Annotated in this window: 24 protein-coding genes; 12 read left to right on the forward strand and 12 right to left on the reverse strand. The window is 61.8% G+C overall.

All coding sequences use genetic code 11. The features are described 5' to 3' along the window. Positions 1-51: 51 nt before the first annotated feature. From LPW11_RS01720 to LPW11_RS01745, 6 genes are all read right to left on the reverse strand, one after another. Entirely contained in the window at positions 52-990 is a 939-nt protein-coding gene (locus LPW11_RS01720) for a pirin family protein (protein ID WP_230996396.1), read from the reverse strand. Between the two features lie 518 nt (positions 991-1,508). Then, positions 1,509-4,403 (reverse strand): PAS domain S-box protein, encoded by a 2,895-nt coding sequence (locus LPW11_RS01725; RefSeq protein ID WP_230996397.1) that lies wholly within the window; start codon positions 4,401-4,403, stop codon positions 1,509-1,511. A 321-nt stretch (positions 4,404-4,724) separates the two neighbouring features. Beyond that, positions 4,725-6,146, reverse strand: a complete 1,422-nt coding sequence (locus LPW11_RS01730; RefSeq protein ID WP_230996398.1) for an NlpC/P60 family N-terminal domain-containing protein — start codon at positions 6,144-6,146, stop codon at positions 4,725-4,727. Continuing rightward, a complete protein-coding gene (locus LPW11_RS01735; RefSeq protein WP_230996399.1) occupies positions 6,143-6,340 on the reverse strand; it encodes a hypothetical protein in 198 nt (65 codons plus the stop codon). The genes LPW11_RS01730 and LPW11_RS01735 overlap by 4 nt, the downstream gene beginning before the upstream one ends. Then, complete coding sequence (locus LPW11_RS01740; RefSeq protein ID WP_230996400.1) at positions 6,337-6,666, reverse strand: hypothetical protein; 330 nt, start codon at positions 6,664-6,666, stop codon at positions 6,337-6,339. Before LPW11_RS01740 ends, LPW11_RS01735 begins: the two co-directional genes overlap by 4 nt. An 80-nt stretch (positions 6,667-6,746) precedes the next feature. Next, entirely contained in the window at positions 6,747-7,379 is a 633-nt protein-coding gene (locus LPW11_RS01745) for a DUF4136 domain-containing protein (RefSeq protein WP_230996401.1), read from the reverse strand. A gap of 386 nt (positions 7,380-7,765) precedes the next feature. Here LPW11_RS01745 and LPW11_RS01750 point away from each other — a divergent pair, with 386 nt between their 5' ends. The 3 genes from LPW11_RS01750 to LPW11_RS01760 all read left to right on the forward strand — a co-directional run bounded on the left by LPW11_RS01750 (position 7,766) and on the right by LPW11_RS01760 (position 9,818). Beyond that, on the forward strand, positions 7,766-8,236 hold the full coding sequence (locus LPW11_RS01750; RefSeq protein ID WP_230996402.1) for a universal stress protein: 471 nt from the start codon (positions 7,766-7,768) through the stop codon (positions 8,234-8,236). Between the two features lie 112 nt (positions 8,237-8,348). Further along, positions 8,349-8,507, forward strand: coding sequence for a rubredoxin (locus LPW11_RS01755; RefSeq protein WP_230996403.1), 159 nt, complete (start codon positions 8,349-8,351; stop codon positions 8,505-8,507). Between the two features lie 129 nt (positions 8,508-8,636). Continuing rightward, positions 8,637-9,818, forward strand: coding sequence for a methyl-accepting chemotaxis protein (locus tag LPW11_RS01760; protein WP_230996404.1), 1,182 nt, complete (start codon positions 8,637-8,639; stop codon positions 9,816-9,818). Positions 9,819-9,821: 3 nt separating this feature from the next. Here the strand turns inward: LPW11_RS01760 and LPW11_RS01765 are convergent, their stop codons facing one another. Then, entirely contained in the window at positions 9,822-10,313 is a 492-nt protein-coding gene (locus tag LPW11_RS01765) for a hypothetical protein (RefSeq protein ID WP_230996405.1), read from the reverse strand. A gap of 231 nt (positions 10,314-10,544) precedes the next feature. Between LPW11_RS01765 and LPW11_RS01770 the strand changes: the two genes are divergently transcribed. From LPW11_RS01770 to pal, 6 genes are all read left to right on the forward strand, one after another. Further along, positions 10,545-11,687 (forward strand): sensor histidine kinase, encoded by a 1,143-nt coding sequence (locus LPW11_RS01770; RefSeq protein ID WP_230996406.1) that lies wholly within the window; start codon positions 10,545-10,547, stop codon positions 11,685-11,687. A 206-nt stretch (positions 11,688-11,893) separates the two neighbouring features. Next, positions 11,894-12,688, forward strand: coding sequence for an AraC family transcriptional regulator (locus tag LPW11_RS01775; RefSeq protein WP_230996407.1), 795 nt, complete (start codon positions 11,894-11,896; stop codon positions 12,686-12,688). A gap of 141 nt (positions 12,689-12,829) precedes the next feature. Continuing rightward, positions 12,830-14,761, forward strand: coding sequence for a response regulator (locus LPW11_RS01780; RefSeq protein ID WP_230996408.1), 1,932 nt, complete (start codon positions 12,830-12,832; stop codon positions 14,759-14,761). Positions 14,762-15,052: 291 nt separating this feature from the next. After that, complete coding sequence (locus LPW11_RS01785; protein WP_230996409.1) at positions 15,053-15,313, forward strand: hypothetical protein; 261 nt, start codon at positions 15,053-15,055, stop codon at positions 15,311-15,313. 69 nt (positions 15,314-15,382) lie between these two features. Further along, positions 15,383-15,715: a hypothetical protein gene (locus LPW11_RS01790; RefSeq protein ID WP_230996410.1), complete on the forward strand. Its 333-nt coding sequence runs from the start codon at positions 15,383-15,385 to the stop codon at positions 15,713-15,715. Positions 15,716-15,792: 77 nt separating this feature from the next. Next, positions 15,793-16,392 carry a peptidoglycan-associated lipoprotein Pal gene (pal, locus tag LPW11_RS01795; RefSeq protein ID WP_230996411.1) on the forward strand — a complete coding sequence of 200 codons (600 nt, stop codon included), beginning with the start codon at positions 15,793-15,795 and terminating at the stop codon, positions 16,390-16,392. Between the two features lie 7 nt (positions 16,393-16,399). Here the strand turns inward: pal and LPW11_RS01800 are convergent, their stop codons facing one another. After that, on the reverse strand, positions 16,400-17,320 hold the full coding sequence (locus tag LPW11_RS01800; RefSeq protein WP_230996412.1) for a hypothetical protein: 921 nt from the start codon (positions 17,318-17,320) through the stop codon (positions 16,400-16,402). A 397-nt stretch (positions 17,321-17,717) separates the two neighbouring features. Here LPW11_RS01800 and LPW11_RS01805 point away from each other — a divergent pair, with 397 nt between their 5' ends. From LPW11_RS01805 to LPW11_RS01815, 3 genes are all read left to right on the forward strand, one after another. After that, positions 17,718-18,914: a DUF1259 domain-containing protein gene (locus LPW11_RS01805; protein WP_230996413.1), complete on the forward strand. Its 1,197-nt coding sequence runs from the start codon at positions 17,718-17,720 to the stop codon at positions 18,912-18,914. Between the two features lie 167 nt (positions 18,915-19,081). Next, complete coding sequence (locus tag LPW11_RS01810; protein ID WP_230996414.1) at positions 19,082-20,407, forward strand: GAF domain-containing sensor histidine kinase; 1,326 nt, start codon at positions 19,082-19,084, stop codon at positions 20,405-20,407. A 201-nt stretch (positions 20,408-20,608) separates the two neighbouring features. Further along, positions 20,609-23,455 carry a PocR ligand-binding domain-containing protein gene (locus tag LPW11_RS01815; protein ID WP_230996415.1) on the forward strand — a complete coding sequence of 949 codons (2,847 nt, stop codon included), beginning with the start codon at positions 20,609-20,611 and terminating at the stop codon, positions 23,453-23,455. Position 23,456: 1 nt separating this feature from the next. On the opposite strand, the gene LPW11_RS01820 is transcribed toward LPW11_RS01815, so the two are convergent. The 4 genes from LPW11_RS01820 to LPW11_RS01835 all read right to left on the reverse strand — a co-directional run bounded on the left by LPW11_RS01820 (position 23,457) and on the right by LPW11_RS01835 (position 25,978). After that, positions 23,457-24,365: a hypothetical protein gene (locus tag LPW11_RS01820; protein WP_230996416.1), complete on the reverse strand. Its 909-nt coding sequence runs from the start codon at positions 24,363-24,365 to the stop codon at positions 23,457-23,459. Between the two features lie 727 nt (positions 24,366-25,092). After that, complete coding sequence (locus tag LPW11_RS01825) at positions 25,093-25,323, reverse strand: hypothetical protein (protein WP_230996417.1); 231 nt, start codon at positions 25,321-25,323, stop codon at positions 25,093-25,095. A 15-nt stretch (positions 25,324-25,338) separates the two neighbouring features. Then, positions 25,339-25,734 (reverse strand): response regulator, encoded by a 396-nt coding sequence (locus LPW11_RS01830; RefSeq protein ID WP_230996418.1) that lies wholly within the window; start codon positions 25,732-25,734, stop codon positions 25,339-25,341. Positions 25,735-25,762: 28 nt separating this feature from the next. Then, positions 25,763-25,978: a hypothetical protein gene (locus LPW11_RS01835; RefSeq protein WP_230996419.1), complete on the reverse strand. Its 216-nt coding sequence runs from the start codon at positions 25,976-25,978 to the stop codon at positions 25,763-25,765. Positions 25,979-26,263 lie beyond the last annotated feature (285 nt).

Raw genomic sequence — 26,263 nt, forward strand, 5'->3', positions numbered from 1 at the left:
CCGGCCACCTTCCACCACCCCCTGCCCGCCGCGAGGGGCGGGGGCGGAACATCAAGCCGGTCCCTCCACCTTCCCTACCTTTATGAAGGTGCCTTTCTCGTAGTCGTTGAAGGCGGTGCGCAACTCCTCCTTCGTGTTCATGACGATCGGGCCGTACCACGCCACCGGCTCGTTCAGAGGGCGCCCCGACACCAGGAGAAAGCGCACCGGCTCGTCCTCCGTGCACACGGTCACCTCGTCCCCGTCGCCGTAGAGGACCAGGTGGCGGCTTCCCACCTTGCACGGCCGATTCAGCTCGAACCACTTCTTCCCCACCACCTCATAGGAAAAGGGGTCCCGGCCGGGATCGAAGTAGCCGGAGCCTTCAAAAACGTAGGTGAAGACCTTGTGGCCGCGGCGAGTTGCGTGGGTAAAGGTGCTATTTGCCGGGACTGTCACGTCCAGGTATTCGGGATCGATCACCACATCCTGTACCGGTCCCCGCACGCCATTTACCTCGCCGCAGATGATCCGCGCCTTCACGCCCCCCTCCAGGGAAACCTCCGGAATCTCTGCCGCCGTGAGGCCGCGGTAGCGGGGGTCCATCATCTTGTGGGAGGCAGGCAGGTTCGCCCAGAGCTGAAATCCCCACATAAGGCCGGTGGCATCCCCCTTCGGCATCTCCTGATGGATGATGCCGCTCCCCGCCGTCATCCACTGCACGTCGCCGGAGCCGATCACCCCCTTGTTCCCCATGCTGTCCCCGTGCTCCACGTCGCCGTGCAGGACGTAGGTGATCGTCTCGATACCGCGATGCGGGTGCCACGGGAACCCTGCGAGATATTCGGCGGGGTCTGCCGAGTGGAAGTCATCGAGAAGGAGAAAGGGATCGAGATCCGGGACCTGGTAGTAGCCGAAGGCTCGCTGCAGGTGTACCCCCGCCCCCTCTATCGTCGGCTTGCTCTGCCATACCTTGGCTATGCGCCTGACCTCGTTTTGCCCCTGTGGCATGCGTAACCTCCTTTTCTGTAGCTCAAAATGGGCATGATAACTTTAACCTCATTAGCTTCAATGTCCACTGGTTGCATAGCGCCTCATGCGCTGTGAAGCGGCATGTGGCGGCGGATGGCACAGGGATTGCCGGGACGCCTGCGGCTTGTCCCGGCGTGCATGACGTTCATTACGTGCAAGGTGTTGGAGTTGACAAAAGAGCCGGGAGGAACAGGCGAGGCTATTGAGTCGGAGAGATCGGGATTACGAGTGATGTCAGAGGAGCAGGCAGGAATCACGTTCCCCTTTTGCGAAGGGGGACAGGGGGAATTTCGTCTCGAAGGTGGGGGACGACAAAAAGCTTTATCCGCAGATTACGCAGATTCCGCAGATTTTAGATGCAATGAGATTCTCAGCTCATATCTTTCTGATTCTTTCATGGCGCGCATCGAATAATCAGAATGGTAATCTGCGTAATCTGCGGACAAAAAAGCCTTTAGTGCTTGAGTAGCACGATCCGCCCACAGAGCCGAAGATGTCTAGCTTATCATCTGCGCGTTGTACGTCTTCTCCGCGACGGGGAGGGAGACCTGAAAGGTGCTCCCTTTGCCGAGCACGCTTTCCACCCGCACGTTCCCGCCGTGTGTGTCGATCACCTCACGCACCAGGGCGAGCCCGAGGCCGGTCCCCCCCACCGTGCGAGCGTCGGTGTTGTCCACCCGGTAGAATCTCTCAAAAATCTTGTTCAGCGCTTCCGGCGGTATCCCTATCCCCCTGTCCTGTACGGAGACGGCGACGTTACTCCCTTCGGACCTCGTCGTCAGGACGATCTCGCCCCCAGCGGGTGAGTACTTGATGGCATTGGACAGGAGGTTGTTGAAGACCTGGTGCAGGCGGTCCTCGTCCCCTATGACCGCGGGAAGTTCGGAGTCAACGTTGAGGGTGATGTGGTGCTTCTTCGAGGTGTTGGCAAAGAGTGCCGCGGTATCAGTAATCAGGCTGTTCAAGGCGAGCGGCTTGAAAGAGTAGAGCGCCTTGCGGGCCTTCAGGCGCTGCAGGTCGAGGAAATTGCCGATAAGCTCATTCAGGCGCACTGTCTCGTTGTACATCGTCTCCAGGTACTCCCTGAGCTGCGGATCGGCGAGCCCCTTCTCCTGGATGATCTGGAAGTACCCGATGAGCGCTGTGAGGGGGGTGCGCATCTCGTGGCTTACCGCCGAGATCATGCCGTCCTTCATCCGCTCCATCTCCTGCCGCTCCGTGATGTCGTCCAGCACCGTGATCCAGTTGCCGGAGCAGGGGACGACGTTGACGCGCGCATAGGTGTGGAAGATGGTGCCGTCTTTCTTCCTGTTGGCGAACTCCCCGAACCACATGCCGTGTCGCTTCAGGCTTCCAGCGACATCAGGGGGGAATGCCCCGCTGTCACCGGAGGGACGGTGTCCGAGAATGGAGACGTTTTTCCCCAGCAGCTCACCTTTGGGATAGCCGAAAATCGCGTCGAAGGCGGGATTGGTGAAGAGGATGGTGCCGTCACCTGCGCACTCGCTGACCCCTTCCGCCATGTTCTCCAGCACAAGGGCCTTTGCCTGCAGCATCTCCTCCTGCCGCTTCCGTTCCGTTATGTCGCGGATGACGCCGACATGGCTGACGACGGCGCCGCTCTCGGAACGAATCGGGGTGATGACGTGCTCGGAGTCGAAGATGGTGCCGTCCTTGCGCCTCAGCTTGTAGGTGGCCTCGAAGTACCCCTTCTCCCGGTACATTTTCATCCTCATCTCACAAAAGTGCTCGTACATTTCTGGGCTGACGTGCAGATCGGCGACCCGTCTACCGACCAGTTCCTCCACGGAGAAGCCGAGCATCCTCTTCGCCATGTCGTTGCAGGCCTCAATGATCCCCCCCTCGGCCCCGACTATCAGCACCGTCTCGTTCAGGCTGGCGAAGGTCCGCTGCAGGATGTTGTAGGAGGCACGCAGGTCTTCCTCCACCCGTTTTCGGTCCGAGATGTCGCGCACAATGACGAGACTTGCGGAGCAGCCGTGCCACAGGGTGCTCGAGCACGTAACCTCGACCGGGACTTCGCCGCCACCGGTCGTGACCACTCTCGTCTCGTACTGCTGCTGGTCCTTCTCCCCTGCGACTCGCAGGAGGCTCTTCCAGCGCGGGAGTTCTTCTGCCGGGGCAAGCTCCGTGATATCCGCGCCGATCAGTTTGTGGGCGCTGTACCCGAGGATCTGGGCGATGCGGGAATTGGCGTACATGAGGGCGCCGTCTTCCGCAACTACGAGCATCCCGTCGTTCGCCGTCTCTGCGAGGGTCCGGAAGTTGTTCTCACTCTCGCGCAGAGCCTTTTGCTCCCTTTGCAGCGATGAGGCCATGGCATCGAAAGAGGCGCCGAGGCTTCCGAGCTCCCCCCCCTGGACGAGCTCTGAGACCCTCACATCGAGGTCCCCCCTGGCAAAGCGCTGCGATGCGCTGTGCAGGACCGCCACCCGATCGACGATCGAGTGCTTCCCGATACGCCCGGCGACGTAGAAAGCGAGTGCCAGGAAGGGGAGAAGACAGAAGAGGTTGGTGATAAGGGCCATGTTGGCAGACCCGTAGACGGACTTCATCGGGATCCCGGCGCGGATATACATGTATGGTGAGGATTCCCCCTCGAGGAAGATCCTGCGGTAGCTCGAGTAGCGGACAACGCCGTCCACGCCCGGAGAGACCATCGTCTCTCCGTCCCGGGTATTCAGAAGCTGCTCCCTCTGCTTCCCGGTGCTCTTCATCCCTATGTAGCCGACCGGATTGATCCCTTTCCCGACGATCACGCCATTGCGGTCCACCATGAGGCAGCTGGAACCGGCGGGGAGCCTGAAGCGCTCCAGCGTGCGACTGCAGTAGTTGAGGTCGAAGTTGGCGCACACCACCCCGGCGATCTCGCCCCGCTCGTTCCTGTACGGGTACCCGAAGCTCAGGGCCGGCTTGTGGAGTATCCTGTCCACGATGCACTCGCCCGAGGAGAACCTCCCGGTCCGCACCGCATTCTGGAAGTACCTGCGGTCTGCCGCGTCGAGACCGGGGGGGCCCGGGACCGCGGATGCCCAGAGCTTCCCCTTCGCGTCGAGGATGAATATGTTCAGAAACTGCGGATTGATCTGCAGGTTCTGGGCGAGGATCGAGCGGACGCGCTCCTCGTTGTGGTTGCGCACGTCCGGGAGGAGCGCGAGGGTGCTCAGCAGCTGCTTCGCGCACGCCACGAGCGTCTGCTGCTCCGAGACAAGATTTGCCACGACCTTCTGCGTCTCCACCCGCGCCTTCACCAGCGCCTCCTCGCGCTGCTTGAGCCCCGAGTACACGATGATCCCCGCCGCAGGAAGCGCGATGATGAGCGCCATGAAGAAGAGCTGCGCCCGTATCGTTATTGTTGAAAATTTCGACATCGACTCTTAACCTGTCACTTTTTTTACCGGGATAGGGAAATCTAGCTCACTTTACACCTTAAAGCAATCCAATTATTGTCAATAAAAGTGTGTTTTGTAATTTTTTCCCGCAGTCGGCAGTGGTGCCCTTGGCACAGGGAGGGGAAAGGGCAGATTACTCTGTCATAACCGATTATCCGGGCAGGGGCTGTGTGTTAAGGGGCCGACGCTATGAGAGTCGATCCGGAGAAAATGGTACCTTATGAGAGAACTTTGCGGCGGACGGGGAGAAGAGGCGGGGCGAATGAGGATCTTCGATAGGAAAAGGAAAATGCAGGGCTCTCAGGGGAGGTGCATCGCATCGCGGCAGCGGCCGGTAATGATCCCCAGGGCGGTGACGCGGTCGAGAAGCGTGCTTCCCTTCGCCGCCCCGATCTCTTTTCCCGGTTGCAGGGTCGTCACTACCGTCTTCCCCACATAGTGCACCTGTGGCTTCCGGTCGCTTTCCAGGCGGATCGACCAGGCGTTGTGGAAGACGAGGGGGCGTCCGCTCCGGTCGCACCCGATGTACAGCATGACGTGCCCTGGCTTGAAGAGGAGGGTGCGGAATGGTATGCCGGACTCCTTCAGTCTCCTTTCCTTTTCCTGCGGCGACAGCTTGCTCAGATCTATCTGCGGCATCGACTCGATCTGGTCCCGCGAGGTCCGCGGCAGCCAGATCCCGAAAGGCATGAAGAGATCGCGCAGCAAGGCCGAGCAATCGCGCAGCCCGTACATCTCACCCCAGCCGTATGCCCCCCCCGCCAGCTGGTTTCCAAGAAGAGGAATGGTCCGGGCATCGAAGGAAACGGGGAAGGGAAGTGCCCCTTCCCGGGGGAGCCGCACCTCACGGATCACCGCACTGCGGCTGTCGTCGGCGCTCGCCACCGCGACCTCCCAATCCCCCTCCCGGACCCCGCACAGGGGGAGGAGCGTCCCGATCTTCGCGCGGAACCCGCCCCCCCTGCCATCGGAGACTTTCTGGAAATCACGCACCAGCACCAGGAGCTCGCCGTCCAGCCAGCGCTTCATGACCCCCCGGTCAACGAGCGCGACGGCGCGGGCGTCGACCCAGCCGCAGGAATAGGGGGTTTCCACAAAGAGCCAGAGCCCATCCGTGGTGGCGTGCAGTACGCGCAGAGGCTCGTTCAGCTTCATCTGCGGATATTCGAGCTGGTCGAAAGGGAAATCCCCGAACTTCTCGAAGAGGGGGAGCGTGGTCGGGAGCCCTCGCAGGTGGGAGGGGAGGACCGCGATGGCGGGATCGTTCCTGGAGGGAAAGCTCTCCAGCGCGCACGACTCCAGGAGCGTGCGCAGAAAGGCCGAGTCCACCCGGCGTCTGTTCTGCCCGTACCATTTCCCGCGCGCCACCGCAATCATCCCCCCCTTTGTCTGCGCGATGTCGAAGGGTGAGGGGCCACCGCTCCACGGCCTGAAGTACTCGCGACGAAACTCCTCCAGGAGCTGGGCGCGGCAAGGGGGGGGGATGGGAAGGGAGTCTGCGGCGTCGGCCGCATACCCGTCCAGTCTCTGCGGTAGGAGAAGGACATCTGCCAGCTCGGCGTCGGGTGGGATCTTTCTTTCCCGGTGGGTGCAGGCCGCCAGGAGTGCCGGGAGGAGGGTGAGGACCCCCGCGGCATAGAGCGCTCTTCTGCCTGTACAGCGCGAGAGGGGGGATATGGCGGTCTCGCCGGCCTGGGAGCCGGTGCGCTTCCCCCCTTTCAACGCCTCTTGTCCAGGACCATCTTCATGAGGGGTATCGTGCTGGCCGCGCCGATGAGGAAGAGGCTCCACCCTGCCATGCGGCGCTCCTTCTCGGTCATGCGATCGGCAAAGAGGAGGGCGATCCCGCCGCCGAGGGCGATCCTCGTGCCGGCGATGAGGGAGAGCTCGGGGAAGGAGAGATCTGCCTTTTTCATTCTGGTCCTCCTTTCGACCGCTCCTCCCTTTCCTGGGACCTGCGCCGCAGCGCAAAGATCGCGGTAAAGACGAGGGCGGACAGGATGCACACGAGGAATGCCGGGCCGTAGGTGCCAAGCCCCTCCGGCCCCCCCCTGGCGACATAGGCGACGCCGAAGCCGCCGGAGGTCCCGATGAGTATGAGGGCGGCGACGATGAGGAAGGAGTCGAGCGGGTCGCCGCGGACCCCGAAGGGGCGGTAGCAGGCGATGGCGAAGACCGCCGCCGTCAGAAACCCTATGGCTAGCATGATGGCCAGCATCGATTCGGTGATCGTGAAGTGCATGTGTACCCCCGGGGGCGCACGCCGCCTTCTGCAGCGCCGCCCGAGGCGCCGGCACCCCTTCGGGGGCCCGTGTACCGAGGCTAGATCAGCCCTTCCTTTATCAGAGACTTCACCACCAGCTGCGCGAGCTCCTTGCTCACGGAGATCGTCTTCTCAGGATCCGAGGTCTCCAGAGTCGCCGCCCAGATCAGCTTTCCGCTCTTCGCGTCGAAGAGGTTGCTCTGCAGGGAGGCGACCTGGTAGGTGGAGACGAGCGTGGGGTCGTAGTAGGTGGACGCCCCGTAATAGCCGCGCAGGTCCCAGGCGGAGAAGACCGAGGGGTACCAGTAGCCGGGGTAGACGGAGGGGTATCCGGGCTGGATGCTCGTGTGCTTCTCCACATTGACCGTCTGCACGGTGAGGACCCCGTCCGCCTGCGACTTTCGCAGCGCCTCCTCCAGCGTGTCCCAGTTCTGCTTCTTGTCGTCCGCTATCAGCGTGTGCCCAGGCACCCCCTCGACCCCCCGCTTTTGCAGCTCCGCGGCGATGACATCCTCGTACACGCTGCGGTTCCCGTCCTTGTTGGTGATCCGCACCACCAGGAGCTTCCGTATGTGGGGAGGCGCGGTGAGGTTCGGGTTGCGCCAGGTGTCCACCAGCGTGGTCGAGGCACAGGAGGAAAGAACGCAGGTGACGAGCAAGAGTCCGAGAAGCTTCAGCATGTTCCTTCGCATGTGGCACCCCCCACCTTTCCGTGTGCGGCTCTTTTTCAGCTGGCTCATAAAAGAAAAGGGAAAGCCTTGCCGACTTCCCCTGCGTGAGATCAGGAAAAGGGTCTCCCTCACCCCCTGCCTGTCGAGACTCCTTCCTGCTGCGCAGGCACCCAAAAAATAACTTAAAAAAGGTGCGTGTCAAGCCGCCCCGCCCCGCCCTTTCCCCATCCACGGGGGGTCGCGGTCTTCCGTTTCTGCGCCGCTGCACCGCCGGGAACCAGCGCCGTTTTCAAGTCAACTATGCCACGTTGCCGAAGCTTCGCAACAGTTATATACTTGAAATGTCAGGCACAAAACCGATTACCATGCATCTTGTACTGTATCTGGCAGCTTGTAAGAGGTCGGTTATGGGGAGTGTACAGAAGATTCTTGTAGTGAGCAGGGCATCTCACTCATGCCGCCATGCGGTTGATTGCGGTATCTCCATGGCAAAGTTGTACGGCGCGAAGCTCCATGTGCTTCACATCGTCTCCGAGCCGGTGGACATGGAAGCGCTCAATGCGCCGGAGTTCATCAGTGAAGGGAAATACAAGACGTATGTCACGCTGCGGCAGGAAGCGAAGGAAGAACTGGACAAGACTCTCAGAAGGGAGATAGAGGCAGGGCTCCCGATAAAGATCGTCGCAGGCGACGACGGTGGGGTCGCCGACATCGTGAAGACCGTAAAGGAGGAAGAGATCGACCTGGTGATCATGCTCGGGCAGGAGGAAGGGCGCCTCGAGCATCTCCTCTTCGGTGGAGAGAACGACGAGCTCATACGCAGGATGCCGTGCTCCATCCTCCTCGTGAAGAAAGAGCCGGAGCCGGTATCCTGGTGAAAAAGCGGCAGGCCGGCGCCGGCGGCGAGTCCCGCACATGCCGGGGTTTCCCCCCGCCCCCCCAGTTGCGCTGAGCCGTCCTCCCTGAAAGGCGCCTGAAAGGAGAGAGTACATGCAACGCTGGATATGCACGGTATGCCAACACATCTACGATCCGGAGCAGGGGGACGACAGAAACGGCGTCCCGGCCATGATCTCCTTTACGGAGCTCACCGAGGAGTGGACCTGCCCCGTTTGCAAGGCGAAGAAGAACTTCTTCAAACCTCTGTGAGAGGGTGCCCTCCTCGCGCCCTCTTTCCCCCTTCCCCCGAACAACCCTCCTCAAGTTTTGTAAACACTATCCGATAGAGGGGATAGTTGTGTTGTACAGCTGCATTGAACGACATCCCGGGAGATCTGCATGAACACCCTTTGGAACTGCTACCTGAACCTCTCCATCCGGCTTCGGCTCGCCGTGCTGTGCGCCTCGTACAGCCTGTGCATGATCGCCGTCGGCGTCTGCGCCCAGTCCGGCTCTCCCCTGGTGAAGTACGGCTCGATGGCCTTCCTGATCCTCCTCGGCGGGATCTTCGGCTGGATCAACATCTGGTCCATCAACAGGCCGATCCAGCGCACCATCGGGTACCTGCAGACGATGGCGGGGGGGGACCTCACCCAGGAGATCCGGGTGCTGCGCAAGAACGAGTTCAGCAAGATGATCGCGGCTACCAAGGAACTGCAGGATTCGATGCGCACCATCATCTCGGGGATCAAGGGGACGGCGGATCGCCTCGCCACCTCCTCCGAGCTCCTGCGTTCCACCTCCTCGGAGATCGTGGCGGAGACGGAGCAGGCCTCCAGCCAGTCCCGGGAGGTGAGCACGGCGGTGGAGGAGATGGCTTCGGTGAGCGAGGGGATCTCCCTCAGCTGTCAGGAAATGGCGCAGAAGGCGTCCGGGACGAACAGCGCCACCCACAGCGGCGCGGAGACGGTCGCGGGGATGCGTGCGATGATGGCTGAGATCGAGCGGATGGTGCTCGGCACGGTGGAGGCGGTGAAGGCGCTCGGCGCCAATTCGGAGCGGATCGGAGACATCGTGGTGGCGATCGAGGACATCGCCGACCAGACGAACCTCCTGGCGCTGAATGCCGCGATCGAGGCGGCTCGTGCCGGGGATCAGGGGCGGGGATTTGCCGTCGTCGCCGACGAGGTGAAAAACCTGGCGGGGCGCACCACCTCCTCGACCCACGAGATCCAGGGGATCGTCGCCTCCCTCTTGAAGGACGTGAAGAACGTGGTGCGCTGCATGGAGGAGAGCGCGAGTTGCGTGCGCACCGGCTGCACCGACGTGGAACATTCCAGCGAGGCGATACGGCTCATCGAGGCGCACTTTGCGCCGCTTCTGGAGCACGTCTCGCACGTCGCCACCGCGGCGGAGGAGCAGTCGGCTACCAGCCACAGCATCACGAACAGCATGCGCGGCATCTCCCAGGTCATAGAAATCGCGGCAGGGGGCGCCCACGCCACCGAGCGCGCCGCCTGCGAACTGGCAGACTCGGCGAGCGGGCTGCAGCAGATGATAAACCGCTTCAGGCTGGGGTAGCGGTCAGCGGCGCAGTTCCATCGGCACCCCTGCCCGGTCCGCTTTCAGGTCGAGGTCGGAGAGCTCCTGCTTCAGCCGGGCAATCCGCTCCTCGCTGCGGCGGATCTCCTCCAGCTTCGCGTAGTAAGCGGCGCGCGCCGGGGCCGGCGTCGTCAGCGGCGTCTGGTTGTAGTACGGATTTTCCTCCGGCTTTGCCTTCCCTTTCGCCAGTTTCTCCTCGAACTCCTTTATCTCCTTCTCTGTCGGAGTCCTCCCCTTCTTGACGACCCACTTGTGGCGCAGCTTCGGGAGTTCCTCCCGCATCGCGACAAGCCCCGTCTCGGCACCCTTCAGCTCCTGGCGCAGCCTCGCATACTCCGTGACCACCGCGCGCACGCTCACCTCACCGGACGGATCGGAGGAGGCGCCCCTTCCACTCCCCTCGCCGACCGTGAGGAGCGAACCGACCAGCAGCAAAGGTACCACCGCATGTCGCAACAAACCCGCTTTCTTCATCTATCCCTCCTGCGCCGCAACTCGTCGGCAAGCGGCCGAGCCGCTTTTGGCTGGAGCATTTATAGACTCCTTCCCGAGAGAGGTCAAGGGGAGGGATGGGGCATTCCTTCCGGAAAATAAAATCATGAAGCCGAGCGCACACATAAACGAGAGCTTGCAATGTTCTCATTATTGAATTAGCATAAGCTAACCGTAAACATCCAGGACAGAATGCCTGACCCCGAGGTTTCCATGCTAGAGCAGACCATAAAGATCTCCCTTTTGGTAGTGGAGGACGACGCCATCTCCCGCGCCACCCTCGTCGACCTCATCTCCCGGAAGTTCCCCGAACTTGAGGTGACCAGTGCGGAGAACGGCGCCGTCGGCCTCGCCACCTACCGGGAGACCCCCTGCGACATAGTCGTTACGGATATAAACATGCCGCTCATAAACGGTATCGATATGGCAAAGGAGATCCGTACCGAAAATCCCGCCTCCTTCGTGATCTTCCTTACCGCATTCAGCGACTCCCGATACCTCATGGACGCGATCAACCTCGGCGCCAGCGGCTACGTGCTGAAACCGGTCGACAGCACCCTCCTCTTTGCGGCGATTCGGGAGGGGATCACCCGCATCACGCAAGGAAGAAGGATCGAGGCGCTCACCCGGTCCCTCGCCACCCGCAGCGCAGAACTGGAAACGCTGAACCAGGAGTTGAAGGCGACGAACCGGGAACTGGAGGCATTCAGTTCCATGGTCTCCCACGACCTGCGGCAACCGCTGCACAAGATAAACCTGTACTGCCAGGTCCTTCTCGACCTGAACGACACCGTACTGGACGACGAAAGCAAAGGGTACCTGCAGGACATAACCGGGAGTGTGGAGGAGATAGTGCGGCTTATCGACGCCCTCCTGGAGTTTGGCCGCATCTCGCACCAGCCTATCCGCAAGGAAAAGGTGGACCTCGGGAGGATCGCCAGCGACATCGCCAACGGGCTCTCGCTGCAGCAGCCGAGCCGCGACGTCCTCTTCGACATAGAAGAGGGAACCGAGGCCGAAGGGGATGAGCAGCTTCTGAAGTTGGTGCTCCACAACCTCCTCGGGAACGCCTGGAAGTTTACCTCCAAGGAGGAGTCGGCCCGGATCGAATTCAGGCGACTGAAAGAGGACGGCAAGCAGGTCTTCTTCGTGCGCGACAACGGAGTCGGCTTCGAGCTGGAAAATCCCGACCTCCTCTTCAGCCCCTTTCACCGCTACCACGACAAGGCGCATTACGAGGGGCACGGCATCGGGCTTTTCACGGTGCAGCGGATCATCCAGCGCCACGGCGGCAAGGTCTGGGCCACCGGCGCGCCGCGGGAAGGGGCAACCTTCTACTTCGCACTCGATTCCTGACCCTTCGCGGGGGGGCGCCCCCTTTCCCCCCGGACCTGCCCTGAAAGGGGCGAATCAAAGGGCAGCAACGCCATATTAACCGCAAAAGATGAAAGTCCTCTCTTGCATCTCCCCGCTCCCCTGCGCTATTATGTGCCGCCTCGGCCACCTCTGCCGCCATCGTCCCAAAGCATCGGCCACCTCTCACCCACACGGACGAGCCCCTCATGAAGGATATTGCCGATCTCCCCATAGTAGTCGTAGAGGATGATCCCGCCGTCCTCTCCCTCTTCGGGATCATTCTCGAAGGGCAGGGGTACCGCTCCCCCCTCCTTTTTGACAGCAGTCTGAACGCCCTCGAATTCCTCCGCACCGGAGATGCCGCGGCGATCATCCTCGACCTTTTCCTGCCGGACATGTCAGGTCTCGACCTTCTGCGTTACGTCAGCTCCCGGCTGGCCCACATCCCCGTTATCATCGTCTCCGGCAACAGCCAGATCGACACCGCCATAGACTGCATGAAGCTCGGCGCCGTCGACTACCTCAGGAAGCCGTTCACCGGGACGCAGATCGCAGCAAGCCTCACCCGCGCCCTCGCTCTCAGGCCCGGGAGGGGAGAGAGCGAGATCCCGTCCCCCGTCGGAGGGGAGCCCCTATTCCCGCCACCCGAGGGGGTACCGGAGCGGCTGCGCAAGGCGGCGGCGTTCATGGAGGAGAACCTCGCACGCCCCCTCTACCTGGAGGGGATCGCCCGGCAGGCGTGCCTCAGCAAGTTCCACTTCTGCAGGGAATTCAAGAAATTCTACGGCATGAGCCCCATGCACTTCATGCTCCGGCGGCGCATAGCCCTGGCGACCTCTCTTTTGGACGGTGATAGCGCAGCGATCTCGGAGGTCGCCATACAGTGCGGCTTCAGCGACCAGAGCGAATTCACCAAGTGGTTCAAGAAGGCGACCGGTGTGACCCCTTCCCGCTACCGCAATGCCCGAAAAAGATGCCAAACGCTCCTCCCTCCACGCTGAATAGCACAAAATCCCTAAATTTGAGCAAAATTTCACAAGATGCAGTTACCGTATACCTGTTATAACTTTCGTGGTTAAGCATCCATGCGGCCCCAGCCGCCGACGACTGTCCCGGTCCATTCCCAAGCGGAAGAGGTCTACATGTTGCCGTTCGATCACTCGAGTCCCGCCATCTCCCTCCTCTATGTCGAGGACGACCCCTATGCCAGAGAAAAGGTAGTCGATGCCCTGACCCGGAACTTTCCCGGCCTCACCGTGTACCCCGCGGAAGACGGCGCGGCGGGGCTCAAGCTCTGCCGGGAGCTGCGCCCCGAAATCGTCCTCACCGACATAGAGATGCCCGCCCTCGATGGGATAGAGATGGCCCGGGAAATCCTCTCCTTCGCCCCCGGGACCCGCGTCATCATCATCTCCAGCCACAGCAAGACAGACTATCTCTTCGAGACGATGCGCCTGGGGATACGGCACTACCTCACGAAGCCGCTCGATTTCCGCCACCTCTTCAACGCGGTCGGCGAATGCCTCTCGGCGGTGCAGTTGGAAAGACAGGTCCGGCGCCAGGAGGAGTGCATCCGCGTCCTCTCGCAGGTAGTAGAACAGAACTCCCGGATGGTGGCGGTCAGCGACAGGGAAGGGAAGATCGTCTATGTGAACGACACCTTCTGCAAGACCGCCGAGCAGGGCGCCCAGGAAATCCTCGGGAAGGGGTTGCAGGAGCTCTCCCCCCTCGACCCGGAGCGCTTCCGGGAGGTGTGGAAGGCGGTGAGCTCCGGCGCGGAGTGGCACGGCGAGTGGACACGCAGCAGAAAGAGCGGCGAGGTCTCGTGGGAACTGGCCTCCATATCCCCCCTTTTCGACAGCGACAAGTCGATCTGCCACTTCGTGACCATAGCGGAGGACATCACCGCCAGGAAAAAGAGGCAGGAGGAGCTGGAGCGGGTCCAGAGACTGGAATCGCTCGGGGCGGTGGCGGGAGGGATCGCCCACGACTTCAACAACATCCTCACCGGGATTCTCGGGAATATCTCCTTTGCGCAGGCGCTGGCAGGGGATAACCATGCGGTGCGGCCCGCCCTCGAGGACGCAGAGAAGGCTTCGCTGCGCGCGGCCGACCTCGCCCGCCAGCTCCTCACCTTCGCCAACGGCGGGAAGCCGGTGAAGAAGCGGGTATCGGTGCGGCATCTTCTCGAACAGGCGATCTCCCTCGCCCTCGGCGGCTCCTCGGTGCGATGGGAGCTGCAGCTCACCGACGAAGTCGACGGGGTGGAGGTCGACCCGGCCCAGATACAGCAGGCCTTCCGGAACATCCTGGTAAACGCGGTGGAGGCGAACCCGGGAGGAGAGATCGTGGTGAACGCCGGAAACATCTCCCTCCCCCCCGGAAACGCGCCCGAGCTCCCCGCCGGCAGCTACGTGCGGATCTCTTTCTCGGACCGCGGCTGCGGCATTCCGGAAAAGGAACAGCAGCGCATCTTTGACCCATATTTCACCACCAAGCCGGGAGGGACGGGACTCGGGCTCACCTCGGCGCACTCCATCGTCATGAGGCACGGCGGGCACATAGCGGTGGACTCCTCCCCCGCCCGGGGAACGACCTTCACCTGCTACCTCCCCTCCACGGGGACGGCGTACGCGCCGGCGGAATCAAAGCCCAGGAAAGAGGGGGCCCAAGCCGCCGGCGGGGCGGTCCTTGTCATGGACGACGAGAGCGTCGTGCGCAAGGTGACGGGGAAGATGCTCCAGTGCCTCGGCTACGAGGTGACGACCTGCAACAACGGCGAGGAGGCGATAGAGCTGTACCGCAAGGCGCAAGGGGCCGGGGACCGGTACAAGGCGGTCATAATGGACCTCACCGTGATGGGCGGAATGGGAGGGAAAGAAGCAGCGGAGCACATCCTGAGGCTCGACCCGGAGGCCCGCCTGGTGGTTTCCAGCGGGTACTTCGACGATCCGGTCCTCGCCGACTATCGCGAACACGGCTTCTGCGCCGTCCTGCCGAAGCCTTATAAGAGCTCCGATCTGGCGGAAGTAATCAACAACCTGGACGAGGCCGCAGCCCGCGACGGTGGCTGACCATTCCCACCCCCGCCAAAAAAATCTCTCAGAGATACTACTTGCGGTCTCTTTTTCAACAGCTGTTCACACACTGCAGTTCAAATCTTGCACAGGAGGGAGGGTACCTTCCCTCCCCCCACGCACATTCCTCTTTTTAATGAGCCACTTACAGGGGCCATCCTTCCGTCCGCCCTTGGCATGCATGTTGCCAAACTCGAGCTCAAAGATCACCGGGTGATGGCGGCGCAGCCGGTCCACCGCGGCGAGCAGCGGCAGGAATCGCCGGAGCGACGGCGAAAGGGGGGAGTTATGGAGCCTTTGGTATTGGCAAGTGTGGGAGTGGTTCTCTTCTGCGGTTATCGCACAGTGATGGAGATCGTTGCCGACATGGTGAGCGAGGGTACGTGGGAGGCGATGCAGGGGGAGCTGCGACAAAGGCTCACCGCCGTCACGGGCGCCGTCGAGCGGCTGCACCGCGCGCGGGCGCGAAAGGCTCCGTATTACGGCAATTTCTTCCTCGAAGGACGCGCCCCCCGTCCCCGCACCGTTCTGCTGAAGCGTCACGCCTGATGCTGCGGACGGATTAATTTCCGCGGAAGGGTTGCGTTGTTGGGCGATATACATTAAGCTTCCGGCGCTATGGTCCAGCGTCGCCCGCGACATAAAAGGGGATGGGCCCTCACCTCCCTCCTCATAGTCCTTTGCCTCGTCTTTTCCGCGATCCGCACGACAGACCTCTCGCCCCCCGGGCAGCCGAAGCCGACCCGGCGGGCGGTGCTCGAGACGAAGATCAAGGAGTCGGCGGGAAGCGCGAAGAAATTCTTCACCGACGTCTCCCCCCTCCCCTGCAGTGCCGCCCTCTCTCCCCCCTTCTGGTACACCACGGGGCGCACCAGCACCGAAATCCCGTCGCTGCACCACCCCCCCCTGTTCCCCCACGCATCCCGCGCCCCTCCCGCTTCGACAGGCTGACCGGTCACTGCATCCGGCTGCAGATGCTGCAGTCCGGGCCCACCTTGCGTCTACTGTTGAAATACTGGAGGAAAAAAATGAACGCTACCTCGAAATGGCTCCTGCCCTTTCTTCTTGTCGGGACCTTTACCTATGCCGGCTGCGCCAAGGAGGAAGTGGTGAAGAAGGACGAGCCGCTGGCACCCGCCGCAGCCGTCAAACCCGCCCCGGCCGCGGGAGTGAAAGCCGCGCCGGCAACCGTAAAGGCGGCGCCGGCAGCAGAACCGATTGCGCCCCTCTCCGGCGGAGAGCTGAAGGAGTCGGCAGCGAAGAAAGAGAGTGCAGTCAGTGAGACGAGCCTGCAGCGTAACCTTGAGACGATCTACTTCGGGTTCGACTCGTCGACGCTGAGCGCGGAAGCGAGCGCTGCACTGGTGAAGAACGTGGAGATCATGAAAAAGAACCCGGAGCGGAAGGTGCGCGTGGAAGGCTACTGCGACGAGAGGGGCTCCGACGAGTACAATCTCGCGCTCGGAGAGCGCCGCGCGCAGGGGGCGGCGGGGTACCTCGCTACGCTGGGGATCCCCCGCGAGCGCCTCTCCGTCCTGAGCTACGGCAACGAGAAGCCGGCGGATCCGGGGCACGACGAGACCGCCTGGGCGAAGAATCGCAGGGACGAGTTCGTCTTTGCGAAGTAGATAGCTGTCACGGAAGGGGCCGCGCGGTCCCTTCCTTTTTTTGCAGGGCCAGCTGGTTGGCCTGCTCCTGTCTCTTCATGGCAAGGTAGTCCGGCTTGTCCATCTCCTTCAGCTGCCGGGGGTAGCGCACCGTGAGGTCGTACCACCGCGATGTACGCTGCTCGAAGCGCTGCCCCTCCGGAAAGCTCAGCGTGTCGAGGTAGCTCTGCACGGCCAGATAGTAACGGACCGCGTTTCGCTCTATCGCCCCCCTCACCCCCCCGACGAACCCCTTCCCTCCCCCCGCCAGGCTGAAGCCGACCTTGTCCCGCCCGATCGTGGCGAAGTAGCTCTTCATCGCCATGCGGGTCATGGAGCCGTACCCGTAGGTGTAGCTGAAGTGAACGAAAGAGTGCCCCTCCGGGAGGGGCGCCGCTTCCAGACGCATGCGGTGGTTCTTCGTATGCAGCGGCCCCTCGTCCGCGGAGAGGAGGAGCTGGAGGTAGTTCGGCTCCTGGGAGGGGGCCTGGAACTTCAAGCGGAGCGGGTATGCATCCGACGCAGGCTGATAGTACTTTCTCCCGCTGTACAGCGTGAGGTACCACTGGTCCCCGCTCTTGCGGTAGGTGCACGCCTTGATGTTTATGTGCAGCGAGGTGATGTCGCACCAGTTCGACGGCGACTGCAGCGCGTCGCGCAAGGCGGAGAAGGGGTGGTGAAAGACGCCGTACATATCGACCCGCAGCGAGTCCCCCGCCTCGGCGGACTCGAGGTATATGGGGGCGCCAAGGTAGCTCTTTTCCAGCTTCGACTGCAGGGCCGGGTACTTTGCCAGAAGCGCCTGCTCCCCCCCCGGATCGGCGATCACTCCCCCTGCCGCCGCAAAAACGAGGAGGGTCGAAAGTAAGAGGAACCCGCACCAGCGCACGATGGAGTACTTTCCGCTCATATTGTCACGCCTCTCGATCCCGGTTGGCCGACCTTCGGTCTCTGTTCCGCCACCCCCGCTTCTGCTAATAACTATAAACCTTTTCAACGCGCCCCGACCGCTACAACGGGGAGGCGGACCTGCCGTGCGTGAAACGTGAAAGAGCCGATCCGCACAGGAGGATAAAACAGTAAATATTTGAATTTACAGGATGTTTTACGGAGCCCCTTCTTGACAATAGGGCTGCCGGTGTTAAATTTTTTAACATGCGACGCAAACAGAAACTCGGAGATGCGCCCCCGCCCGGGTAGTGACCAAAGGAAGATTTCGAACGACAGCCGGGATGCTGCTGCTCACCCGTGGCATCTTTATGACCGGTTACCTCTCTGCGCGGGGACGTCAGGGATTGGAGGCTTCCATGAAAGTATTCGCACTACTTGCAGTTTCACTTTTCGTTAGCGGCACCGCCATGGCACAGGACAACTGGCGCGATGCCGAGGACGTCTTCCGCACCACCGGGAAGATGCTCGACAGCAAGACGGTGGAGTTCAGCATTCCTCGCTCGGACCAGACGGTCATGAAGGGAGACACGAAGCTCGCGCCGGAGTTCGGCCTCGCCACACACATCAAGTTTACCGGCACCCCTGAAAAGGCAATGATGGCCGCCGACCTGGTGCTCCTGGAGAAAGAGGTGACCCCGGTGGTGACCCAGCTGCAGGCCCAGCGGCTGGAAATAACCGCCCTGCACAACCACCTTTTCGGCACGGACCCCAACGTCCTCTTCCTGCACGTCTCGGGCTCCGGCACCGCGAAGGCGCTGGCCACGAGCCTGAAGGCCGCCCTTTCCCAGACGGCTACCCCGCTGGGGAGTGCGGCGGCGGCGAAGAGCACGACTGTCGCGGCGCAATGGACGACGGTTCAGGGGGTGCTCGGGCAGAAGGGTGAACAGAAAGGGGACGTATTCGAGGTAATGGTCCCAAGGAAGGACAAGGTCACCGAGAAGGGGAAGGCAGTACCGCCGTTTTTCGGGGCAGCGCACCACTTCTTCTTCCAGAAGGCGGGTGACAAGGTCGCCACCACCGGCGAGTTCGTCCTGCTGGACAAGGAGGTGAACCAGGCGATCAAGGTCCTGAACGGCGGCAAATTCGACATCACCGCGCTGCACAACCACCAGCTCTTTGACAACCCGCGACTCTTCTATCTCCACTTCTGGGCGACGGACAGCCCCGACGCCGTTGCGCGGACGTTGCGGCGCGTGCTGGACATGACCGCTGGCGGTGTGTCGGCCACTACTCCTTCCACGACCCGGGGGACGCCCGGCACCACCACGACCCCGAGCGGCGCAACTGGCGGCACCACAACATCCCCGAGCAGCGGGACTACCACCACTCCTTCCACCAGCACGGGGAGCGGACGGACGACGACCACCCCCTCCACCGGTACGGGTACCGGCGGAACGACGACGGCGCCTGGCACCACGACGGCGCCTGGCACCACGACGGCGCCTGGCACCACGACGCCCCCCCCCAGCAAGGGCAGCACGACCACACCGAGCGGCACTACCTTGCCAGGGGGCACCCCGCCGATCCCGAGCGCTACCACCCCGAAACGCTAGAGGCACGCTGTGCGGCACCTGTTTTTCTTGCCGTACCTGAGGGAGAAAGCGAGTGCTCCCTCACTTTCCACGACACAGGAGTCCGGCCCCACCCTCTCCGGAGCCGGACTCCGGCTGCAATTTGTGGGGTATACTGAGGGCAGTGAAGTCTTTTTGCAGGAGCTGCGATGAACTGCACTGACCTCTCATCCCACGTAGCAGATCCGGAACGGCTCGCGGCGCTCCGGTCCGTAGCGCTCCTGGACACCCCCACCGAGGAGGCGTTCGACAGGCTGACCCAGCTCGCCGCCCGCTTTCTGGACGCGCCTGTAGCGCTCGTGTCCCTCATCGATGCAGACAGGCAGTTCTTCAAGAGCTGTCTCGGGCTTCCGGAGCCGTGGCTCTCCCGGCGCGAGACCCCCCTCTCCCACTCCTTCTGCCAGCACAACCGCATCGCGAAGCAGCCCCTCCTGGTGGAGGATGCCCGCAGGCACCCGCTCTTCAAGGACAACCCCGCCATTGAGGATCTGCATGTCGTCGCGTACCTCGGGATGCCCCTCGTCACCACCGACGGCTACGTCCTCGGATCGTTCTGCGTCATCGACACGGAGCCGAGGCAGTGGACAAAGGAAGATATCCTCGTCGTGGCTGACCTGGCGGATGCGGTGATGACGGAGATCCAGCTGCGCACGGAGATAAAGACGAGGCTCCAGGTCGAGGAGAGACTGAGAACGCAGAATGAGGCGCTGCGCACGGCGTACGAGGAGCTGGAAAGGGAGACGGCGAAGCGCCTGCGCGCCCTCGAGGAGCTCAGGCAGAGAGATGCCCTCCTTATCCAGCAAAACCGCCTCGCGGCCATGGGGGAGATGCTCTCAAACATCGCCCACCAGTGGCGCCAGCCCCTCAACATGCTCGCCCTGCGAGCCCAGGAACTCCCCATGACGTACAAGCTCGGGGAGTTCAGCGCCGAGTACCTCGAGGAGAACGTCCAGAAGATGATGGAAGCGATAGAGCACATGTCCGACACCATCGACAACTTCCGCAACTTCTTCAGCCTCGGGAAGGAAAAGGTGGAGTTCAGCGTCATGGAGACGGTGCAAAAAACCCTCTCCCTCCTCGATGCGACCCTGAAGCAGGCCCACATAACGGTGGAGATATTCGCAGTGACCGACCCCGTCGTCAGCGGCTACCCGAAGGAGTTCTCGCAGGTGCTCCTCAATATCATCATTAACTCGAGGGACGCCTTCCAGGCGCAGAAGATCACCTCCCCCGCGATCTCCATCGAGATCGGCAACGACGACGCGCGCGCCATCATCACCATAACCGACAACGCCGGCGGCATTCCGGAAGAGGTCATCGGCAAGGTCTTCGATCCCTACTTCACCACGAAGGGACCCGAGAAGGGGACGGGGATCGGGCTGTACATGTCCAAGATGATCGTGGAAAGAAACCTCGGCGGCACCCTCACGGTGAGGAACGTGCAGGAAGGTGCCCAGTTCCGGATCGAGATGTAGGAAAACAGAGGCACCCTTCCCTGTTAAAGAAATTACCCTCCTCAAGAAATCCTTTGTATACCCGATAAGGGAATCAGTCAGATACAGCCGTTCGCCCCTTCGGCGGATGCCACCCATACCAGGGGGGTCGCTCCGCCTCGCGGAGGAAGGGGAACGCTTCAGCCTCCGCCGCCCCCAGTCCCGAAAACGCAGTGAGGAATCATGAAACGAGTAGCCTTCCACGAACTGGTGGAGATAGCAGAGGTCCGCCGCATGCTGGAAGCGCACCAGCAGCTCACCGGAACGGTCTCTGCCATCGTAGACACCGACGGGAACATCCTCGTCGCCGCCGGGTGGCAGGACGTCTGCACCAGATTCCACAGGGCCAATCCGAGGACGGCCTGGCGCTGCCAGCAAAGCGATGCCTACCTGAAGGAGCACCTCGGCACCGGCTCGGAGGAATACCTCGACTACCGCTGCCTAAACGGGCTGCGCGACGTCGCCATGCCGATCGTCATCTCCGGCGAGCACCTCGCCACCTTCTTCACAGGCCAGTTCTTCTACGAGGACGAAAAGCCGGATGAGGATTTTTTCCGCCAGCAGGCCCGTGAATTCGCCTTCGACGAGGAGGAGTACCTCGACGCGGTGCGTCGCGCCCCGGTCTTTACCAGGGAGCAGGTGAGCCACACCATGCGCTACTTCCGCAGCCTGGTGCACCTGCTCGCCAACATGGGGCTAAAGAACCTGCACCTCGCCCAGGAGGTGCAGGAACGCCAGCACGCCGAAGCGGCGCTGCGCCGGACCGAGACGGTGCTGCGCAGCATTTTCGACACCATACCGGACCAGCTCTCCCTCATCGACAGGGAGTACCGCACCATCCACTCCAACCGGCCGGGGCGGCTGGAAAGGGCGGATAGGGGGGAGGCGGATCAGTGCCACGACTTCTACTTCGGCATCGGGGAGCCGTGCAACAACTGCCATGTCGCGAAGGCCTTCGAGACCGGGGAGCGCGTCGTGACCGAAAAGAGGAACCCGCGCATGGGGCACATCGAGGTCCGTGCCTACCCCGTCTTCGACGAATCGGGAGAGGTGGCGACGGTCGTCGAGCATATCCGCGACATCAACGAGCGCAGGCGCATCGACGAGGCGCTGCGGGAGAGCGAACAGAGGCTGCGCACCACCATCCACGGCTCCGCCATCCCCATCTTCGTTGTCGGCAGCGACAGGAAGGTGATCCACTGGAATCGGGCGCTGGAACAGCTGACAGGGATCAGCGAGGCCGATGTGGTGGGAACCGACCGGGCGTGGAGCGCGTTCCACGACACGGAGCGCCCTCTCCTGGCGGACCTCCTGGCGACGGGGAAAAGCGATGAGATATCGCGCTGGTACGGGACCTTCTGCGACAAGTCGAAACTGATCGCCGAGGCGTACGAGTCCACCGGCTTCTCCACGAAGGTTCCGGGGGGTGGGAAGTGGCTGCACTTCACAGCTGCTGCGCTGCGGGACACCAGGGGAAAGCTGATCGGCGCCATCGAAACGATCGAGGACATAACGGAGCGGAAGGAGGCGGAGGAGAAGTGGCGCTCCCTCTACAACAACCTCCCGGGGGGGAGCTACACGGTCAACGAGAACCGGATCATCGAGGACGTGAACGACCTGGTCTGCACCATCACCGGCTTCAGCCGCGACGAGCTGGTGGGAAAGCCGTGCGGCGTGATCTGCAGCAACGCGCAAGGGGGGTGCCACTTTCTCGATCACGGCGTCGAGCACCTCGACAACAAGGAGATACTCCTGCGGGGGAAGGACGGGCGGTACATCCCCATCATCAAGAGCGCGCGGCGCATCGTCACCGGAAAGAGGCTGATGGTGGTGGAGAACTTCCAGGACATCACGGAGCAAAAACGACTGGAAGAGCAGTTGCGGCACTCGCAAAAGATGGAGGCGATCGGGCAGATGGCCGGCGGCGTCGCGCACGACTTCAACAACATCCTCACCGTCATCCTCGGAAACGCAAACCTCCTGCAGATGAAGACGGAAGAGAACGAGCCGCTGCTAAGACATCTGGACCAGATAGTGAAGTCCGCCGAAAAGGCCACCCACCTCACCCATAGCCTGCTGGCCTTCAGCCGGAAGCACGTGGTTCGACTGACCGCAGGGAGCGTGAACGATATCGTGCGGAAGGCGGAGAACCTCCTTTCGAGGCTCATCCCGGAGGACATCGAGCTTCGCTTTGTCACCGGCGGAGACTTCCAGGTGAAGGCGGACTCGGTGCAGATCGAGCAGGTCATCATGAATCTGGTGACGAACGCCCGTGACGCCATGCCTGCCGGTGGGATGATCACCGTAGGCACCGACGAGGTGGAACTCGATCCCGATGCGGCACGGATGAAGGGAATGGTGGAGGGGGGGAGATACGTGCGGATCTCCGTTTCGGACAACGGCATCGGGATCCCTGCAGACCTGCACCAGAGGATCTTCGAGCCATTTTTCACCACAAAGGAGACCGGTAAGGGGACGGGTCTCGGCCTCTCCATCGTGTACGGCATCGTAAAGCAGCACAACGGCTACATAGACGTGCACAGCGAGCCCGGAAAGGGGACCGTGATGGAGGTGTGCCTCCCGTCGGTAGCGGAAACGGTTCCGCGGCAGGAAAGGACCGAGAGTGAGCCGCCGCGCGGGCATGAGACGGTCCTTCTCGCGGAGGACGAGCCGATGGTGAGAGAGCTAACCCGGTCGATACTGGAGGCATCGGGGTACCGCGTCCTGGAGGCGGTCGACGGGCTCGATGCGCTGGAGAAGTTCCAGGCCGACGGCGACAAGATCCACCTGCTTCTTTTCGACGTGATCATGCCGCGCATGAACGGGAAGAAGGCGTACGACGAGATCCGGAAGGTGCGCCCCGACGTCGCCGCACTCTTCATGAGCGGTTACACCGGGGACTTCCTGAGCAGCAAAAGGGGGATAGATGAGGACTTCAACTTCATCTCCAAGCCCCTCACCCGGAGCACCTTGCTGCACAAGGTGCGTGAGGTCCTCGAGACGGGCACACCGGTTCCGGCAAAGGCCTGATTCACCAGGCGATCTTCACCTGCACCTTTCCGAAGGGGACGCCGTCGATGCGCAGATCGTCGCGGCTCCCTTCGTAGAAGACGAATCTCCTGGCGAAGGCATACCCTCCCGCGAATCCTGCCTTCACGGAGCGGGAGAGTGCCATATCGACTCCGGCCACGGCGCGGAAGTCGCGGTAGCTTATGATCTTCGCGCCGACTGAGTCGTCGTGCAGCCGGTACTCCCCCCGCCCGCTCTCCACCCCAGCATAACACTCCACACCGTTTGTTCTGTACATGACCCCCGTGCGCGGAAACCCGGCAGCAAATACCAGCCGATCGGAAGGCATATAGAGCACCCCCAGGATAGGGAGGACGGGGTAGGCGTGTGCTCCGCCCGTGAAGATGATCCCTCCGAGGAGGGTGAGGGTCCTTGAGCGCTGGTAGCGCGCGTTGAAGGAGACGGGGACCCGGACATCGTCCGTACCGATCCCGTTGAAATCGCTGCTTAACCCCGGGGAGATCCTGATCCCCAGGGTGAGGCTGTCGGAGGTACGGTACTCGCCGCCGAGGTAGATGGAGAGCGCGTGCAGCGCGTCGGGGAGATGGGCGGAGGCGGGCGCATCGATGAGTTGCGTGGAGTAGCGGACCCCGCCGGAGAGCTCCAGGCGGGAGTTCAAAGGGAACCTCCTGCCGATCCCCGCACGGACCTCTGTCATGGAGAGGTCATCGCCAGCTCCGCGCATTGCGCTGGAGGGGAGAAAGGTTATCTCCGCCGAGGCATCCCACACGGAAGGGTTCGGCTTTTCCGCGAGGGTCACGACATCGCCGTGCTCTTTTTCGGTGTCCCGAATTTCCTGGGCTCTGGCCAGCGGAGAAAAGGAGATGATGAAGAGAAGGGTCGACAGGGGAAGAAGGAGGCGGTTCAGCATGTAGTCCTCTCGGCTGCGAAGGTTGAAGGCTCTGGCGGGTACCTCGGGGGGCCACCCCCGCCCTCGGCGGCTGGGCGATAAGGCAAAGAAGGTGAACAAAGAGAATCGGCCTTGTCCCGCGTTCCTCCTTTGCGACAAAGGTCCACCCGGGAATTACGGGGGAGCGTGGGTACATTGCCACGAAGCACTGCATAAGGCCTAGTGTTCCCCCCTTTGCGAAGGGGGGCAGGGGGGATTTGATCTTCAAGTCTCCTCCAGAACCGCAGCCCGTTTGACCGTACATCTCGGTCGTCGAACCGCAGTGCTGCGGATCAACGACATACGCTCCACCAGTTTTCTGCAAAGTGAAAATCTAAAAAAGTTGCTTGAGATCACAGCAGTTGCTCACTTGCAGGAGGGTCCTGGCCAAGTCAAATCCCCCCTGTCCCCCCTTCGCAAAGGGGGGGACGCGAGGCCTCGTGCGCCCCTTCCTTGGAACATACTGCGGCTTCCCCGGAATTCTCGGAAGAACCTTCGCAAAGGGGGGGACGTTGGGCCTTCTGCAGTGCTACGTGGCAATGTACCCACGCTCCCCCGGAATTCCCGATGGACCTTCGCAAAGGGAGGCCGTGATGGCCCCGCCTACTCCGGTTCCTGAGATTCCCTGGTGAGCCTGCATCAACATAAAAAAGGCCTCCGTTTCGGAGGCCGGTGCAGCTCTTTATATCAAGAAATTTCACTTAAGCTACTACTTGGAGTCGGTGGATCCGGTCTGGTGGGCGAGCTCCCGCTTGCTGGTGATCCCCTTTGCGAGCCCGAACATCATCAGGAGTGCAGGGATCACCTGTGCAACGACGATGAGGGCGCAGAAACCGAGGAACGCCCAGACGAAGATTCCGCTGTCGTCTTGACGGCCGGTGGCGGCGAAGGCGTTGGTGACGGTGCCGAACAGGGTGGCGAAGGTAATGGCTTTCTTCATGACATCCTCCTATGGTTAAAACGCGGGACAAAATCCCTTGAGCTGCGTGGCAAAGGCGCACCTTACTGCCTGCCGTATCTCTTCCCACCCTTCCCTGCCGAGAGGCTTCAGGGCATGATAGAAGATCCCATGGTTGCGCACCTGGCGGATCAACGACAGGGGCGCGTTTCCTGACATAAATATGATGCTCAGCTTCTTGTTGCACTGCTTCAAGACCGGTATCAGGTCGGCTATGGTGGAATCATCAACCTCATCCCCGAGGAGCACCACCTGCGCGCGCTCCTTTACCACGAGATACAGAGCCTGTGCCGCTGAGCCGGTGACGCTGACGTGGTACCCCTCCTCCATCAGGAGATCCGCCAGCATTTTCGTGGCGTTCTTATCCTTGTCGACCACCAGAATATCGAGCATACCCCCCTCCCAAGCGCCCACGGCAGCGCTACTTCTTCGGCTCCGGAGCCGCACTCGAAAAGAGTCCCTTCAGCATCCCGCCCAGAAGCACGAGTGCCGGAACGAACTGGAAAACAATGACGAGTGCCGCGAAACCAAAGAAGGCGCTCATCAGCAGGCCGTTACCGGAGCCGCCGTCACCTGTGGCAAAGGCGGGGGTCGCCGCTGCTATAATGACCGCCAGGCTTTTCATGATGTTTTTCATGGCATCCTCCCCTGAAGCAGGTTTGCATCTCACTCTTCCTAACGCAACTGTCGGGCCAACTTTTCAGGCAGGAGAAGATTCTTATAAACTGCCGTTATCGTTGCGTTTATCTTTGGCGCATGTCATCCAGGACAGAGTCGGGTGTATACGAAAAATATACGGGGAGAATGGCACCTCAGGGACACGCAAAGGCGAGAAGGCGCTTTCACCGCCGTCATTCCGCATAGTTACAAAAGTTCCTTTCATGTATAAAAAAATATGCCTTCGGGAATTTATAGGTGCCAC

The organism is Geomonas sp. RF6, assembly GCF_021044625.1.
In the GTDB taxonomy this organism is placed as follows: Bacteria; Desulfobacterota; Desulfuromonadia; order Geobacterales; family Geobacteraceae; genus RF6.

What these genes read in the sequence shown, in the direction of transcription:
- LPW11_RS01815 (WP_230996415.1), top strand. Translation starts at nt 20,609, where the DNA reads ATGAAACGAGTAGCCTTCCACGAACTGGTGGAGATAGCAGAGGTCCGC.
- LPW11_RS01720 (WP_230996396.1), bottom strand. Translation starts at nt 990, where the DNA reads ATGCCACAGGGGCAAAACGAGGTCAGGCGCATAGCCAAGGTATGGCAG.
- LPW11_RS01830 (WP_230996418.1), bottom strand. Translation starts at nt 25,734, where the DNA reads ATGCTCGATATTCTGGTGGTCGACAAGGATAAGAACGCCACGAAAATG.
- LPW11_RS01835 (WP_230996419.1), bottom strand. Translation starts at nt 25,978, where the DNA reads ATGAAAAACATCATGAAAAGCCTGGCGGTCATTATAGCAGCGGCGACC.
- LPW11_RS01760 (WP_230996404.1), top strand. Translation starts at nt 8,637, where the DNA reads ATGAACACCCTTTGGAACTGCTACCTGAACCTCTCCATCCGGCTTCGG.
- LPW11_RS01740 (WP_230996400.1), bottom strand. Translation starts at nt 6,666, where the DNA reads ATGCACTTCACGATCACCGAATCGATGCTGGCCATCATGCTAGCCATA.
- LPW11_RS01750 (WP_230996402.1), top strand. Translation starts at nt 7,766, where the DNA reads ATGGGGAGTGTACAGAAGATTCTTGTAGTGAGCAGGGCATCTCACTCA.
- LPW11_RS01770 (WP_230996406.1), top strand. Translation starts at nt 10,545, where the DNA reads ATGCTAGAGCAGACCATAAAGATCTCCCTTTTGGTAGTGGAGGACGAC.
- LPW11_RS01775 (WP_230996407.1), top strand. Translation starts at nt 11,894, where the DNA reads ATGAAGGATATTGCCGATCTCCCCATAGTAGTCGTAGAGGATGATCCC.
- LPW11_RS01825 (WP_230996417.1), bottom strand. Translation starts at nt 25,323, where the DNA reads ATGAAGAAAGCCATTACCTTCGCCACCCTGTTCGGCACCGTCACCAAC.
- LPW11_RS01785 (WP_230996409.1), top strand. Translation starts at nt 15,053, where the DNA reads ATGGAGCCTTTGGTATTGGCAAGTGTGGGAGTGGTTCTCTTCTGCGGT.
- LPW11_RS01755 (WP_230996403.1), top strand. Translation starts at nt 8,349, where the DNA reads ATGCAACGCTGGATATGCACGGTATGCCAACACATCTACGATCCGGAG.
- LPW11_RS01800 (WP_230996412.1), bottom strand. Translation starts at nt 17,320, where the DNA reads ATGAGCGGAAAGTACTCCATCGTGCGCTGGTGCGGGTTCCTCTTACTT.
- LPW11_RS01735 (WP_230996399.1), bottom strand. Translation starts at nt 6,340, where the DNA reads ATGAAAAAGGCAGATCTCTCCTTCCCCGAGCTCTCCCTCATCGCCGGC.
- LPW11_RS01765 (WP_230996405.1), bottom strand. Translation starts at nt 10,313, where the DNA reads ATGAAGAAAGCGGGTTTGTTGCGACATGCGGTGGTACCTTTGCTGCTG.
- LPW11_RS01745 (WP_230996401.1), bottom strand. Translation starts at nt 7,379, where the DNA reads ATGCGAAGGAACATGCTGAAGCTTCTCGGACTCTTGCTCGTCACCTGC.
- LPW11_RS01820 (WP_230996416.1), bottom strand. Translation starts at nt 24,365, where the DNA reads ATGCTGAACCGCCTCCTTCTTCCCCTGTCGACCCTTCTCTTCATCATC.
- LPW11_RS01790 (WP_230996410.1), top strand. Translation starts at nt 15,383, where the DNA reads ATGGTCCAGCGTCGCCCGCGACATAAAAGGGGATGGGCCCTCACCTCC.
- LPW11_RS01725 (WP_230996397.1), bottom strand. Translation starts at nt 4,403, where the DNA reads ATGTCGAAATTTTCAACAATAACGATACGGGCGCAGCTCTTCTTCATG.
- LPW11_RS01810 (WP_230996414.1), top strand. Translation starts at nt 19,082, where the DNA reads ATGAACTGCACTGACCTCTCATCCCACGTAGCAGATCCGGAACGGCTC.
- LPW11_RS01805 (WP_230996413.1), top strand. Translation starts at nt 17,718, where the DNA reads ATGAAAGTATTCGCACTACTTGCAGTTTCACTTTTCGTTAGCGGCACC.
- pal (WP_230996411.1), top strand. Translation starts at nt 15,793, where the DNA reads ATGAACGCTACCTCGAAATGGCTCCTGCCCTTTCTTCTTGTCGGGACC.
- LPW11_RS01780 (WP_230996408.1), top strand. Translation starts at nt 12,830, where the DNA reads ATGTTGCCGTTCGATCACTCGAGTCCCGCCATCTCCCTCCTCTATGTC.